This window comes from Galbibacter mesophilus, from assembly GCF_023721415.1.
Lineage (GTDB): Bacteria > Bacteroidota > Bacteroidia > Flavobacteriales > Flavobacteriaceae > Galbibacter > Galbibacter mesophilus.
Genome location: NZ_JAMQVC010000001.1, coordinates 1,177,974 through 1,191,193, shown reverse-complemented (window position 1 = coordinate 1,191,193; position 13,220 = coordinate 1,177,974). Strand labels below are relative to the sequence as shown.

16 protein-coding genes are annotated in these 13,220 nt (G+C 37.9%); 8 read left to right on the top strand and 8 right to left on the bottom strand.

Annotated features, from left to right (window positions below; all coding sequences use genetic code 11):
* The first annotated feature begins 71 nt into the window (after positions 1 to 71).
* From hemH to NDQ75_RS05130, 3 genes are read left to right on the top strand one after another with little or no spacing between them, the layout of a single operon-like run.
* Complete coding sequence (hemH, locus tag NDQ75_RS05140) at positions 72 to 1,100, top strand: ferrochelatase (protein WP_202028324.1); 1,029 nt, start codon at positions 72 to 74, stop codon at positions 1,098 to 1,100.
* Between the two features lie 3 nt (positions 1,101 to 1,103).
* On the top strand, positions 1,104 to 2,465 hold the full coding sequence (locus NDQ75_RS05135) for an MATE family efflux transporter (protein WP_202028323.1): 1,362 nt from the start codon (positions 1,104 to 1,106) through the stop codon (positions 2,463 to 2,465).
* A gap of 29 nt (positions 2,466 to 2,494) precedes the next feature.
* Complete coding sequence (locus NDQ75_RS05130) at positions 2,495 to 3,043, top strand: CopD family protein (protein ID WP_202028322.1); 549 nt, start codon at positions 2,495 to 2,497, stop codon at positions 3,041 to 3,043.
* A gap of 82 nt (positions 3,044 to 3,125) precedes the next feature.
* Here NDQ75_RS05130 and NDQ75_RS05125 read toward each other — a convergent pair whose 3' ends face one another.
* From NDQ75_RS05125 to NDQ75_RS05110, 4 genes are all read right to left on the bottom strand, one after another.
* Complete coding sequence (locus NDQ75_RS05125; RefSeq protein WP_202028321.1) at positions 3,126 to 4,742, bottom strand: S41 family peptidase; 1,617 nt, start codon at positions 4,740 to 4,742, stop codon at positions 3,126 to 3,128.
* Positions 4,743 to 5,174 carry a deoxycytidylate deaminase gene (locus tag NDQ75_RS05120; RefSeq protein ID WP_202028320.1) on the bottom strand — a complete coding sequence of 144 codons (432 nt, stop codon included), beginning with the start codon at positions 5,172 to 5,174 and terminating at the stop codon, positions 4,743 to 4,745.
* Between the two features lie 248 nt (positions 5,175 to 5,422).
* Complete coding sequence (locus NDQ75_RS05115) at positions 5,423 to 6,010, bottom strand: HupE/UreJ family protein (RefSeq protein WP_202028319.1); 588 nt, start codon at positions 6,008 to 6,010, stop codon at positions 5,423 to 5,425.
* Between the two features lie 82 nt (positions 6,011 to 6,092).
* Positions 6,093 to 6,821, bottom strand: coding sequence for a tellurite resistance TerB family protein (locus tag NDQ75_RS05110; RefSeq protein ID WP_202028318.1), 729 nt, complete (start codon positions 6,819 to 6,821; stop codon positions 6,093 to 6,095).
* A gap of 282 nt (positions 6,822 to 7,103) precedes the next feature.
* Here NDQ75_RS05110 and NDQ75_RS05105 point away from each other — a divergent pair, with 282 nt between their 5' ends.
* From NDQ75_RS05105 to NDQ75_RS05085, 5 genes are all read left to right on the top strand, one after another.
* Entirely contained in the window at positions 7,104 to 7,514 is a 411-nt protein-coding gene (locus NDQ75_RS05105; RefSeq protein WP_202028317.1) for a BrxA/BrxB family bacilliredoxin, read from the top strand.
* A gap of 186 nt (positions 7,515 to 7,700) precedes the next feature.
* Positions 7,701 to 8,132, top strand: a complete 432-nt coding sequence (locus NDQ75_RS05100; RefSeq protein ID WP_202028316.1) for an arsenate-mycothiol transferase ArsC — start codon at positions 7,701 to 7,703, stop codon at positions 8,130 to 8,132.
* A gap of 18 nt (positions 8,133 to 8,150) precedes the next feature.
* The gene (locus tag NDQ75_RS05095) at positions 8,151 to 8,885 is read left to right on the top strand and encodes a lysophospholipid acyltransferase family protein (protein ID WP_202028315.1); all 735 of its coding nucleotides are present in this window, start codon (positions 8,151 to 8,153) and stop codon (positions 8,883 to 8,885) included.
* 2 nt (positions 8,886 to 8,887) lie between these two features.
* Complete coding sequence (locus NDQ75_RS05090) at positions 8,888 to 9,544, top strand: HD domain-containing protein (RefSeq protein WP_202028314.1); 657 nt, start codon at positions 8,888 to 8,890, stop codon at positions 9,542 to 9,544.
* The gene (locus tag NDQ75_RS05085) at positions 9,522 to 9,983 is read left to right on the top strand and encodes a GNAT family N-acetyltransferase (protein ID WP_202028313.1); all 462 of its coding nucleotides are present in this window, start codon (positions 9,522 to 9,524) and stop codon (positions 9,981 to 9,983) included. Before NDQ75_RS05090 ends, NDQ75_RS05085 begins: the two co-directional genes overlap by 23 nt.
* Before the next feature lie 42 nt (positions 9,984 to 10,025).
* Here NDQ75_RS05085 and NDQ75_RS05080 read toward each other — a convergent pair whose 3' ends face one another.
* The 4 genes from NDQ75_RS05080 to NDQ75_RS05065 all read right to left on the bottom strand — a co-directional run bounded on the left by NDQ75_RS05080 (position 10,026) and on the right by NDQ75_RS05065 (position 13,170).
* A complete protein-coding gene (locus tag NDQ75_RS05080; RefSeq protein ID WP_202028312.1) occupies positions 10,026 to 10,802 on the bottom strand; it encodes an enoyl-CoA hydratase/isomerase family protein in 777 nt (258 codons plus the stop codon).
* A gap of 16 nt (positions 10,803 to 10,818) precedes the next feature.
* A complete protein-coding gene (locus tag NDQ75_RS05075) occupies positions 10,819 to 12,240 on the bottom strand; it encodes a sensor histidine kinase (protein WP_202028695.1) in 1,422 nt (473 codons plus the stop codon).
* 118 nt (positions 12,241 to 12,358) lie between these two features.
* Positions 12,359 to 12,967 (bottom strand): FAD-dependent oxidoreductase, encoded by a 609-nt coding sequence (locus tag NDQ75_RS05070; protein WP_202028311.1) that lies wholly within the window; start codon positions 12,965 to 12,967, stop codon positions 12,359 to 12,361.
* Positions 12,967 to 13,170 carry a hypothetical protein gene (locus tag NDQ75_RS05065; protein WP_202028310.1) on the bottom strand — a complete coding sequence of 68 codons (204 nt, stop codon included), beginning with the start codon at positions 13,168 to 13,170 and terminating at the stop codon, positions 12,967 to 12,969. The genes NDQ75_RS05070 and NDQ75_RS05065 overlap by 1 nt, the downstream gene beginning before the upstream one ends.
* Between the last annotated feature and the right edge of the window lie 50 nt (positions 13,171 to 13,220).

Genomic DNA, 13,220 nt, shown 5'->3' with positions numbered 1-13,220 from the left:
AAATTTTTATAACTATTGAAACATCCATCTGCCCATAAGACAGATGTTACAAAAACAACATATAAAAACACATGAAAGGAGTTTTATTGGTGAATTTGGGCTCTCCAGATTCTACAGACCCAAAAGATGTAAAACGCTATTTGGAAGAGTTTTTAATGGACGAACGTGTAATCGACCTTCCTTTGTGGCTTCGTACATTTATTGTAAAAGGCATTATTCTAAATACCCGTCCGAAAAAATCGGCGGCCGCCTATGAAAAAATTTGGTGGGAAGAAGGTTCTCCATTAATTGTTTTATCAGAGAGGTTGCAAGATAAAGTAGATTCTTTAACGGGGGTTTCCGTTGCTTTAGCGATGCGCTATGGAAACCCGTCTATAAAAAGTGGTCTAGAAACACTGAAAAAGGAAGGCGTTACAGAGGTTCTGCTCGTTCCATTATACCCTCAGTTTGCCATGGCCACTACGGAAACTATCTTGGTTTTGGCAGAAGAACTACGTAAACAGTATTTCCCTGAAATGCAGTTTACCAATGTTCCTGCTTTTTATAACCACCCAGATTACATTCGTGTTTTGTCAGAATCTATTCAGGAAAACCTGAAAGATAAGGAATGGGAGCATATCCTTTTTTCTTACCACGGAGTACCGGAAAGACACATCAAAAAATCAGATATTACTAAATCACATTGTAAAATCGACGGTCAGTGTTGTAAAACACTTTCTCCGGCACATCAATTTTGTTATCGCCACCAATGCTACGAAACCACTAGACAAGTTGCTGAATATTTAGGATTGAAAGAAGGAACCTACAGCTCTTCTTTTCAATCGCGCTTGGGTATTGATCCATGGCTACAACCGTTTACTGATAAAACCATTAATAAATTTGCAGAAGACGGTCTGAAAAAATTAGCTGTAGTAACCCCAGCTTTTGTTTCCGATTGTTTGGAAACTCTCGAGGAAATAGGCATGGAAGCCCAACATGAATTCAAAGAAAATGGCGGGGATGAATTTCATCTAGTTCCCTGCTTAAATGATGATGAAGCTTGGGTAAAAGTACTTTCCAGATGGATTGATGAATGGGCGTTAACTCCAGTGGAAAAGTAAATTATGGCAAACGTATCTTCTAAAGAGCTAGGAACAGATGCTATCGGAAAGCTATTGGTTAAGCAGGCTGTACCTGCTTCCATTGGTATTTTGGTAATGTCCCTTAACATTTTAGTGGACACCATTTTTGTTGGTAATTGGATTGGCTCGGTAGCCATCGCCGCAATTAATGTGGTGCTACCGGTTTCCTTTTTTATTGCCGCATTGGGTATGTCTATTGGAATTGGAGGATCTTCTATTATTTCCAGAGCTTTGGGAGCTGAAGATAAAGAAAAGGCCTTACAATCGTTTGGTAATCAAATCACCCTTACCATATTATTAACTTCCCTGTTGGTTGCTGTTGGATTGATTTTCGTTGACAGTATAATCCCAAGTTTCGGTGGAAAAGGACCCATTTTTGAACCCGCAAAAGTATATTATAAAGTTGTTTTATACGGAGTGCCTTTTTTAGCGCTCTGTATGATGGGAAACACCGTCATCCGTGCGGAAGGCAAACCAAAATTTGCCATGATTGCCATGATTATCCCTTCCGCAGGGAACTTAATTCTAGATTACCTATTTATTAATGTGTTGGATTTAGGTATGCTAGGTGCAGCTTGGGCTACAACAGGTTCTTACTTATGTTGCTTTGTTTATATTTTGTGGTTCTTTCTGTCTAAAAAATCAGAATTAAAAATAAGTTGGTCTCATTTCGGATTGAACACCCCTATAGTTTCAGAAATCGCCTCCCTTGGTGGCGTAACGCTGGCAAGACAAGCAGTGGTAAGCATTACTTATTTATTCCTGAACAATATTTTATTTGAATTAGGAGGCGCTTCTTCAGTTACGGTTTATGCAATTATTGGGCGCATGCTTATGTTTGCCCTCTTTCCTGTTTTAGGTATTACACAAGGATTTTTACCCATTGCTGGCTACAACTACGGAGCACAATTGTATGAAAGAGTTCGAGAATCTATAAACACTGCGATTAAATATGCCATTTTATTGGGGTTTTTAATTTTCCTGTTAATCATGCTTTTTCCCGAGCAAATAACCAGCGTGTTTACGCAAGATAATGAAGTATTAAAAGAAACTCCAGATGCCATGCGATGGGTTTTTGCCGCGACTCCCATTGTAGTCATCCAACTCATTGGTTCGGCATATTTTCAAGCGATAGGAAAGGCTATTCCCGCATTACTGCTAACACTGAGTAGGCAAGGATTCTTTTTTATCCCACTGATCCTTATTTTACCAAGATTTTACGGGGAGTTTGGGGTTTGGATATCCTTCCCAATTGCCGATGTACTTTCAACTTTAGTTACTGGTTATTTTTTGAATAGAGAAATTAAAAATAACTTAGTAGTTCCGAACGAACCTGAGACGTAATACTTACAAAATTTTAATTTAGCTGAAGGATGGATTACTACAATTATATTAAATCATTACACCTCATCTTCGTAATTACTTGGTTTGCCGGATTGTTTTATATCCCAAGACTGTTCGTTTACCAAATTGAAGCGTTCCACAAGCCATCGCCGGAAAAGGAAATCTTAGGCACGCAATTAAAATTAATGGCAAAGCGATTATGGTTTATCATTACCTGGCCTTCGGCTATTTTAGCAATTATCTTTGCGGTTTGGCTGCTTATTATCATGCCACAGTGGTTGCAACAAGGCTGGATGCACGTTAAGCTATTGTTTGTTTTACTGCTGATTGTATATCATTTAAAAACGCATCAAATTTTTAAACAACTTCAACGTGACGAGGTGAAATATACTTCACGATTCATGCGCATTTGGAATGAAGGTGCTACGATTATATTGTTTTCTGTAGTGTTTTTAGTTATTCTGAAAAACAGCCTGAATTGGATTTTTGGAGTAGCAGGTATTTTTGTACTCGCAATTCTATTGATGCTTGGAATTAAAATTTATAAGAGAATTCGGGATAAGAATCCGGAAGCTTAATTAGTTCTTTCTAAAACTATACAAATTCTGAAAATACAATCCGTAAACCTTTCTTCAACTTTAAATTAAACAAGTTTTCAATTTACTCATCCAACACGAAGTCTTCCACCGTCTCGGTTTCATCCACGTGCATCAAAGCTTCAAGCATTGGGTCGTTATCCTTCAAAATACGTTGTTGTGCATTTTTTCCGTAGAGTTGTTCCGCAAAGGTAGATTTAATGTGACGTTTCAGATTTTCCCGATACGGATTTAAATCGATTTTGAGTCCTCGATCTTCAGCATAATAAATAAAATCATCTACGGTAGCATCTTCAACTTCAATATTTTCAATAAAATCTTCTTCTGAAATAGCTGCAAATTTATTGCGATGGCCATCTAAATACTCAAAACTGAAGAATGACATGAAACCTGACTTCAACAACGTATTTACCCAAGCTGCCTCTTGTGACTCTTCCAAAGGCACAAAAACGTCTGGAATAATCCCGCCACCGCCATACACAATTTTTCCTTTGGGTGTTTTAAAAATTAGAGAATCAGCTACTTTTATGCTATCTGCTGAAAAAAGTTCTCCATTTTCATACCTTTTGTAAAATTGATTATAATAATCTTTTGTACCATTTTCGTACGACCGCTGGATGGACCTTCCCGTGGGTGTATAATAGCGGGAAACGGTAAGCCGCACCGAAGAGCCGTCTCCAAGACCCATTTCCCTTTGCACCAAACCTTTCCCAAAAGACCGTCTCCCTATAATCGTACCGCGATCGTTATCTTGGATAGCGCCCGCAACAATTTCACTGGCAGAAGCTGATTTTTCGTTAATCAACACATATATTTCGCCATCTTCAAAATCGCCCTTTCTGGTGGCAAAAGCTTTGTCGATAGCGCCACTTTTGTTTTTGGTAAAAAGAATAAGTTTATCATCCTCCAAAAATTCGTCAGCAATTTGCTCCGCAATACCTAAGTAGCCTCCAGGATTGTTACGCAAGTCAAGCGCTAACTTGGTTATCCCCTTTTCCTGAAGTTCATCCAATGCTGTTTTAAATTCACGATACGTACTTTCCGCAAACCGATTTATCCTAATATATCCGAAGTTATCACTCAATAAATAGTAAGAATCGACGCTTTTTAACGGCACAGCTGCCCTTTTAATGGTAATATCAAGGATTTTGGCTTCTGAAGGTCTGTAAACACTTAATTTTATCTTCGTTTTATCATCCCCTTTAAGAGTATTCACAATTTCCTGGCTACTCAAATTTTTTCCGTAAAGGGTATCTTGATTGGCTACAAGAATCCTATCCCCAGCTTTTATCCCCGCTTTAATGCTCGGTCCGCCTTCTATCGGTCGAATCACCGCAAGGGAATCTCTATACATATAAAAACTAATGCCTACACCTACAAAATCCCCTTTCATACTTTCGGCAACCCGTGCCTGTTGTTCCTTCGGAATATAAACGGAATGCGGGTCTAGCTTGTCCAAGATGTTGTTTACGGTAACATCTACAATACTATCGGTATTTACATCATCTACATACTCATAGTCGATGTAATCTATCAACCGATTAAGCTTATCCTTTTTGGAATTGGTTGAAAATAACTTTTCTGGCGTATCGTTAAAACTTAATTTTCCACCAATAAAAACCCCTACGGCTACAGCCGCAGCAATAATAATTGGCAATAAATATGTTTTGTTCTTTAACATCTATTCTTCTTCTATATTTTCCAAATGAAGCAGTTCCACACCAGCTTTTGCGAGAAATTGGAGTCCTTCATCATCTTTGTAAGCCCTGCTATACACCACTCTTTTAATCCCCGCTTGATGTACCAATTTGCTACATTCCTTGCAAGGCGAAAGTGTTATGTAAAGTGTTGCCCCATTACAAGATTGCGTTGAGGAAGCCACTTTTAAAATCGCATTTGCCTCGGCATGTAAAACGTACCATTTGGTAATATTATCCTCGTCTTCACATTTGTTTTCAAATCCGGTAGGCGTACCATTGTAACCATCAGAGATAATCATTCTATCCTTAACAATAATTGCGCCAACTTGTTTTCTTTTACAATGGGATAATTTTCCCCATTCACGAGCCATACGTAAATACGCTCTGTCGTATCTTTCTTGTTTCTTACTCATTAAATGAGAATTTAAAACCCGACTGCTGTCGGGAAAATTGTTTTAGGGTATGCACTTTTCCGCTGAAAGTAGGCAAAAAACGACGATGCATTTTTTAACCTAATGTTCTACAAAGGTTTTACATTGTTTGTCGTTTTAAAACGAAATAACTTAACCTTATTCTTGGGATATTACTTGCTAAAACCCATAGGTCGACTAAGATAACCGCTTTGGGATATATTTACAAAAGGAAGGTCGTTAATTTTAACCTAATTAAAAGCACATGTATCCAATAACATTGGTATAACAAAACCAACCACAATGGAAGAAGTAACCATAATCCAGTCTCGCTTATTAAACCTGAACACAGACTGAATTAAAAAGCCTATTATTAAAACGACTAAAGCAACAATAATTTGTGAAGCTTCAATTCCCAAAGCAAATTCAAGCAAAGGAATTATTTTGTTTGAAGAGCTGGCCACTATTTGTTTGAAATACGTGGAAAATCCGAGCCCATGTATGAGTCCGAAAAACAAAGTCGTAAAAAAAGTGAGTCCGAATTTTTCATTTTTAGCCCCTTTTCCTGCCGTAAAAATATTGAAGACAGCCGTAATAAAAATGGTAACGGGAATAAGACATTCCACTAAACTCGAGCTTATTCTTACTACTCCGTAGGTTGCCAAAATTAAAGAAAGTGTGTGACCTATGGTAAACATAGTTACTAGCCAAAGAATCTTTTTCCAATTGGCAAATGTATAAGGAACGATAAGTGCTATGAAAAACAGCACATGATCGTAAGCATTAATGTCTAAAACGTGGTCGAGACCCAGTTTAAAATAGAACCAAAATTGATCCATGGTAATTAGCGATTAAAGGATTTTCCAAACTTACAATTTTTTGGAAAAAAGGTTTTTATTTACTTCGATTTTTTCTGAAGGATTACATCCCGCGTTCCTTTTGAATCTGTTCGTAGGCGCGTTGCACTTCCTTAAACTTTTCTTCAGCGCCTTTTTTTATGGCTTCATCATTCGTACGCACTTTATCGGGGTGGTACTTCTTTACCATCTGCCTATAAGCTGCTTTTACGTCGGCATCGCTGGCTTCTTTGCGAACTTCCAGAATTTTATAAGCATTGTCGGCCGACTTAACAAACATTGCCATAACGCTTTCAAAATCGCGGTAATGAACTCTCAAATACCCAGCAATCTCCCTTATTTTTAAGGTCTCGGCTTCGGTTACGGCGCCATCGGCTTGCGCTATTCCGAAGAGAAAATGAATCAGCTGGACCCGCACTTCATAACGCGTTCTTTGATTGAGGTAATTACAAATTCTTTCCGCAGAAACCTCCCTTTTTTTAATTACTTCATTAAATGTTCTAAAAATAGCGTTTGCTTTGTCCTTTCCGTAGGTAGAAACAAAATACGAACGAACGTATTGAAGTTCATTATCGTTCACCTTTCCATCTGCTTTTATCACGATAGAACAAAGTGAAAGCAAGTTCAACTCAAAATCAGCAGGGGAAACTTCGTTTCTATTATTAAAATTAGTAGAGACTTGAATGCCTCCTTTTCTGTAACCATCTATTACACTTCCTAAAATAAAACCGATAATAGCACCAGGAAACCGCAAAAAATAATAGCCCGCAAAGGCTAAAATCCATTTAAACATAGTTTGTTTGTTTTTAACAGATGTCAAATATAAGTTTAATTTATCTTCAATAGAAGTCATTGTCTAAGAGATATTACTCCACTAAAAAGCTCATGGCTTTAGATTATCTAAAGTGTATGTTTTTCTTTATCTTTGCGACACAATTATGTAAGATATCCAAGGTATTCCCGAAAGGTATTTTTAGGGGTGGCAAAAACTACCTCCCAAACTGTTTGCAGTAATGCAGAAACAAAACCCTCAACGAGGTATTTAACAAAAATAATTTTAAAAAACATAACAGTTATGTATCCAGCAGAATTAGTAAAACCAATGAAAGAAGACCTTGTTGTTGCAGGTTTTCAAGAATTACATTCCCCAGCAGAAGTTGACGCTGCCATGGAAAAAAAGGGAACTACACTTGTTGTAGTAAACTCTGTTTGTGGCTGTGCAGCTGCAAACGCTAGACCGGGTGCTAAAATGAGCCTTAAAAACGCTAAAACACCTGACAACCTATTCACCGTTTTCGCCGGTTTTGACAAAGAAGCAACCGACAAAGCGCGTGAATACATGCTTCCGTTCCCTCCATCTTCTCCATGTATGGCCTTGTTTAAAGATGGCGAATTGGTACACATGTTAGAAAGACATCATATTGAAGGGCGTCCAGCAGAGATTATTGCAGACAACCTTACCGAAGCATACAACGAACATTGCTAAAAACAGACTATTTATTTTGGCAATTTATAACTTAAAAGACCACGTTTACACGTGGTTTTTTTAATTTTGCCTAAAGAAAATCAATCATCTCGGGATAACCCTTCCTTTGCCACAGGCAAGCATAAATTGCTTTTTTGGCAGGTGGAACCTCGAGAAAAACCCCTCGATGAGGGATAAATTACTGTTTTGGAAAACCGAATTTTATTTCTTTGCACAGGAAACTACTACCGCAGTAGGTTTGCAGAAATGCTTTTTAACCATTTGGCAGAAAAGAAAGGTCTAGCATATACCGCCTTTTCCAAAGGACTTCGCTTGTCCAAACGCAACAAAGGGCCGGTCTCTATACACACTGAGACCTATTTTAAAAATAAAGGTATCGAAGTTATTCCTACTTCCCGAATGCCCATCCCCGTCACAAAGCAAGATTTCGACTTCTATAATCGTATTATTGCGTTGGATGAAAAAGAACACAGGGATTTAATGAAGCAATTCTTTCCAGACAAAGAAACTGAAATTGAATACTGGAATTTTGCAGATGATTATATTGAAGAACCGGCAACGGTTTTACCAAGGTTAGAAGAAAAGGTTTATAGTTTAATAGAACAACTAAAAAAATAATTTTGCTGAAAATTTAAAATGAGAAAAATACTTGCTTACCCACTTACGGTCGTTTACTTTATAGTATTCGGACTTCTACTGGTGATTTTTCACCCCGTACAATGGCTATGTTTTAACGTTTTTGGCTACCAAGCGCATAAAAAAAGTGTAGATGTTCTCAACTTTTTCCTCGCATACTCACTCTTGCTTTTAGGCGATTGGATTATATTTAGGAATCCGCATAACATTCCTACAGACAAGCCTTGTATTATCGTGGCAAACCATCAAAGCATGTACGATATTTCGCCCATTATTTGGCATATGCGTAAGCATCACCCAAAATTTATCAGCAAAAAAGAGTTGGGTCGTGGCATCCCTAGTATTTCCTATAATTTGCGGCACGGCGGCTCTGCGCTTATAGACCGAAAAGACAAGGAACAAGCTTTCAAAGAAATTATAAACATTGCCAATTATGCCAATAAAAACAATCGGTCGGTAGTTATTTTTCCTGAAGGAACCCGAAGTAGGGACGGAAAACCCAAGCGCTTTCAAACAGGTGGTTTAAAAATTCTATTGAAGAAAATGCCGAACGCGCATGTGGTGCCTATTTCCATCAATAACTCTTGGAAAACGCTTCGCTACGGTAAATTCCCAATGGGCATTGGTATAAACATTACGTTTGACGTTCACAAACCACTCGGTGCAAGAGACCTTCCTGCGGAAGAACTGATTGAAAAAGTGGAGGAAATCGTTAGTAATGGTATAAAAGCATAAAAATGAGCAACACCGATACCATTGAGCAAACCATTGCTTTTGTAAAGGAAACACTAAAAAATGCAGAAGGCGGACATGATTGGTTCCACATACAGCGCGTCTTTAAAAACTCCCTTTTAATAGCCAAAGATGAAAAAAAAGCTGACCCGCTAGTAGTTGGACTGGGCGCTTTGCTACACGATATCGCAGACGCCAAATTTTATGATGGGGATGAAACGGTTGGTCCAAAAATGGCACAAGAGTTTTTAAGTAGTATCGGAGTTAAAAAAAACATAATAAATCATGTGGTTAAAATCATTGAGAACATCTCGTTTAAAGGCGGTAATTTTTCTCAAAAGTTTACATCCCTTGAACTTAATATTGTTCAGGATGCCGATAGACTAGACGCCATAGGCGCCATTGGTATCGCCCGATGTTTTAATTATGGCGGTTTCAAGAACCGGAAATTATACGACCCCGATATTGAGCCAAAAATGAATATGACCAAAGAGCAATACAAGAAAAATGATTCCCCTACCATCAATCATTTTTATGAAAAGCTTTTATTGCTGAAAGATAGAATGAATACGGAAACAGGAAAAAAGTTAGCCGAAAAAAGACATGATTACATGGAAACTTTTTTAAAGCAATTTTACGATGAAATCAATGGAAGAGCTTAATTTCTTCACCATTTCAGGAAAACTTTCCAATGATGAAATTGCTTTCATCGAAAAGGTGTATGTCCAAATTTTTGAAGATTACCAAAGAGATTCTTTCCTTAAAAGAATTTCAGAAGCTAAAAATCTATTTTCAGTTTACGCATCTTTAAATAACGAGGTGGTAGGATTTAAAATTGGCTACGAAACGTCCCCTGATACTTTTTATAGTTGGGTTGGCGGGGTTAAAGAAGAATACAGACGAATGGGAATCGCGAAAAAGCTTCAATCAATACAAGAAAAATACGTCGCAGAGAAAGGCTGCCAAAAACTAACCACCAAATCCACCAACAAGTTCAAACCCATGATGCAATTCAACTTAAAAAACGGATTTGACATCGTTGGTGCGGAACCCTCCAAAAACGGATTAAAAATCTTGTTTGAGAAGCGATTAGACCATTAAAAATAAACCCCAAAGGTTTTGGAAATCTTTGGGGTTTTGAAACTATTTTCCAGGAAAATCTGCTTTTCTTTTTTCTAGAAAGGCTGTGGTTCCTTCTTTAAAGTCTTCGGTACCGAAACATTCGCCAAAAGCTTCAATTTCTTTTTTATAACCACTTCCGCTAAAGCTGGCGTTAATAGCATTGATAGCCGCCGAAATAGCAACGGGTGAATTATTAATCATTTTTCCAGCCATTTTTTTGCAGAAAGGGATTAACTGCTCTTGAGCTACCATGTGATTTATCAAGCCAGACATGAGCGCTTGCTCCGTCCCTATCATTCCTGCAGTTAAAATCATTTCCATAGCGCGTCCCTTCCCTACCAATTGAGGAAGTCGTTGCGTACCACCGTACCCAGGAATAAGTCCGAGGGATGTTTCCGGCAATCCCATCCTTGCGTGATCGTTTGCTACTCTTATATGACAAGCCATAGCCAACTCCAAACCACCTCCTAAGGCAAAACCATTTATAGCGGCTATAACCGGTGTCTCCAAGCTTTCAATTAAATTGAAAAGAAGTTCTTGGCCTTTGGCGGCTAATTGAGACCCTTCATAGACCGAAAAATTAGAAAACTCTGCAATGTCTGCCCCAGCTACAAAAGCCTTTTCACCAGCACCAGTAATAATTATTGCCCGTACATCCTCATTTTCATCCATTGCAATAAATGCGTGATGCAACTCTTCTATGGTTGCTTTATTAAGCGCATTTAGCTTATTTGGCCGATTAATAGTTATTAACCCTATTTTATCTTCAACTTCGGTAATAATATTTTCAAAATCCATAGAATTCTATTTGTTTTTATTCTGTTTTAAATTTAGGAAAAGAAACTGTGAAAACCGTACCTTTTCCTAAAACTGATGACAAACCTATATTTCCGCTATACGTTTTCACGATATTTTTTACCATTCCCAAACCTAATCCCATTCCACTAGTTTTTGTGGTAAATTTGGGTTCGAAGATCTTCTCTTGGTTTTCTTCAGCAATCCCAACGCCATTATCGGAAATTGAAATTTTAACGGTATCCTTTTCTGTATAAACGTTCACTACGATTTTAGGCTCCCTCTCTTCTGGAATGGCTTGAATAGCATTTTTCACCAAATTGGTAATTACACGAATAAGCTGGGTACGATCTAACTTTACAATAATCTCTTTTTCATCAGCAATAAAACGAATGTAATCTTCATTAAAAATATCAACCGAAAGCTTTACAACTTCAATTACATTGAGCGTTTCGTTTTGTTGGGCAGGCATATTAGCAAAGCTTCCAAAGGCAGAAGCAATATTACTCATGGTATCTATCTGCTGAATAAGTGTTTTTGAAAACTCTTCGATTTTATTTTTGGCATTTTCATCACTGGGATCGAACTTTCTTTCAAAACTTTGAACGCTCAGGCGCATTGGTGTAAGCGGATTCTTAATTTCGTGCGCCACTTGTTTGGCCATTTCCCGCCACGCCTGTTCCCGTTCACTTTTAGCGAGTAGGGTGGCACTGCGCTCCAATTCATCAATCATGTCGTTATACGCATCTACCAAGGCGCCAATTTCTTCGCTAGGGTCTTCTAAATAAATCTTTTGGTTACGCTTACTTAGTCGGGTTTGGTGTAATTTATCACTTATGGCCTTAAGCGACCGAGTAATATATTTTGAAATAATATAGGCTAGTAGAACCGCCAATGCCAACAGCAAAATATAAACCGCTGCCAGCCGGAGCAGAAATTCCTTTAGTTCGTTATTATTGAAGGTATCATCTTCGTAATAGGGAATGTGAAGAATCCCGATAGGTTTAAATTTTGGATCTAAAATATAGCTGTAAGACGATTGAAAACGGTCTCCAGCGGCTTTCGTTTTTTCAATAAACCTTTTGTTAGCACTTGAGGCCAATCCTTGGATCACATCAAAATCTAATTTTCTTGAAAACTCATCAGCTTCAATCCTAGGTTTAGAACTTATGATTAGATTACCGTTAAGATCGTATACATTGAAGTTTATATCGAGTACATCCGAAGCTTCATAAATAGCATGTTTATATTCAAGAATGTATTGTAGATTTTCGGTCTTAACCTCCCAAGTAGTGTTTTTTAAAATGTAGTCAATCTGAGCGTTCAATTGGTCTTCTTTCCGCTCCAAATAGGCTTTATGATAATCTTCCGCTTGTTCTTTGTATTGATAGATGGTTACACCGGCAATTAAAACAGATGCCAGTACCACTATAAAAATCATAGTGATGAAGATGCGGGTTCTAAGCGATAGTTTGTTGTACAAAAGCGTTTGTTTTCCAAGCTAAATATAGCAATAATTACGCCAAGAAATTGATGGGTGAAATTTTCAGCAGAGAAATCTATTCTGCAATTTTATCGTGTACCTTGGTATGTTTTCCACCGTTCCAAAGCGTAAGTATGTCGGTAGCAACTTGAGCGCCACTTCCGGCGGCAATGGCAAACTGACTACGTCCTCCCGCCAATGTTCCAGCAACATATAGGTTTTCTTCCACCAAGTAATTGTTGTTTCTAAGCTGAACACGGTTCTTTTCAGCAGGGGATAAACGGTGCGGCTCGACATATTTCATCAATCCGTCGATAGAAAAAGTATCTGTGTATCCTAATGCTACAACAACGATTTTAGCTGAATGCTTGTTTTTATTGGTAACAACTTCAAAAAAACCGTCTTTCTTTTCTACGGAAAGAACCTTTTCCTTGGTGATTTGCGAAACGTGGGGATATAAATCGGTGAGTTGTTTTTTGCCTTGTTCCAAAATTTCCATTCCAGAAGTACCTGCCGGAATACCCAAAACATTATTCAACAAAGCCGATTGTAGATGCGATGCCCTTTGATGCATTACAATCGCAATATTCTTATCACTGGCGTAGGCTGTTTTCTTTGCTGAACCCAATACCAAAGCACATTGCATGCCAGCGGCACCGCCACCAATAATCAACACGTCCAACATTATTCCTGATCTTTTATTTTGTCCTGAATTCGCTTCGATTGATAAAATATTGCCAAAATTAAAATCGCACAAAAGGCAGCTACAATACCGATTAAGGCGATTAAACTGTCTCCTTCGAATAAATTATCAAAGTCGAGCATGGTAACGTTTACGCCGATCATAACAACCGCTACCAACATAAATATTATAGTAAAAATTTTCATTTTTATTTTTTATTAGATTCTTTAAAATGGAGAGATTTAAACTTTTTTCA

Bases quoted from the DNA above. Each gene is read 5' to 3' on its own strand.
- NDQ75_RS05090 (WP_202028314.1), top strand. From the start codon at position 8,888: ATGAGCAACACCGATACCATTGAGCAAACCATTGCTTTTGTAAAGGAA.
- NDQ75_RS05075 (WP_202028695.1), bottom strand. From the start codon at position 12,240: ATGATTTTTATAGTGGTACTGGCATCTGTTTTAATTGCCGGTGTAACC.
- NDQ75_RS05070 (WP_202028311.1), bottom strand. From the start codon at position 12,967: ATGTTGGACGTGTTGATTATTGGTGGCGGTGCCGCTGGCATGCAATGT.
- NDQ75_RS05080 (WP_202028312.1), bottom strand. From the start codon at position 10,802: ATGGATTTTGAAAATATTATTACCGAAGTTGAAGATAAAATAGGGTTA.
- NDQ75_RS05115 (WP_202028319.1), bottom strand. From the start codon at position 6,010: ATGGATCAATTTTGGTTCTATTTTAAACTGGGTCTCGACCACGTTTTA.
- NDQ75_RS05135 (WP_202028323.1), top strand. From the start codon at position 1,104: ATGGCAAACGTATCTTCTAAAGAGCTAGGAACAGATGCTATCGGAAAG.
- NDQ75_RS05085 (WP_202028313.1), top strand. From the start codon at position 9,522: ATGAAATCAATGGAAGAGCTTAATTTCTTCACCATTTCAGGAAAACTT.
- NDQ75_RS05095 (WP_202028315.1), top strand. From the start codon at position 8,151: ATGAGAAAAATACTTGCTTACCCACTTACGGTCGTTTACTTTATAGTA.
- NDQ75_RS05105 (WP_202028317.1), top strand. From the start codon at position 7,104: ATGTATCCAGCAGAATTAGTAAAACCAATGAAAGAAGACCTTGTTGTT.
- NDQ75_RS05125 (WP_202028321.1), bottom strand. From the start codon at position 4,742: ATGTTAAAGAACAAAACATATTTATTGCCAATTATTATTGCTGCGGCT.
- NDQ75_RS05130 (WP_202028322.1), top strand. From the start codon at position 2,495: ATGGATTACTACAATTATATTAAATCATTACACCTCATCTTCGTAATT.
- NDQ75_RS05110 (WP_202028318.1), bottom strand. From the start codon at position 6,821: ATGTTTAAATGGATTTTAGCCTTTGCGGGCTATTATTTTTTGCGGTTT.
- NDQ75_RS05065 (WP_202028310.1), bottom strand. From the start codon at position 13,170: ATGAAAATTTTTACTATAATATTTATGTTGGTAGCGGTTGTTATGATC.
- NDQ75_RS05120 (WP_202028320.1), bottom strand. From the start codon at position 5,174: ATGAGTAAGAAACAAGAAAGATACGACAGAGCGTATTTACGTATGGCT.
- hemH (WP_202028324.1), top strand. From the start codon at position 72: ATGAAAGGAGTTTTATTGGTGAATTTGGGCTCTCCAGATTCTACAGAC.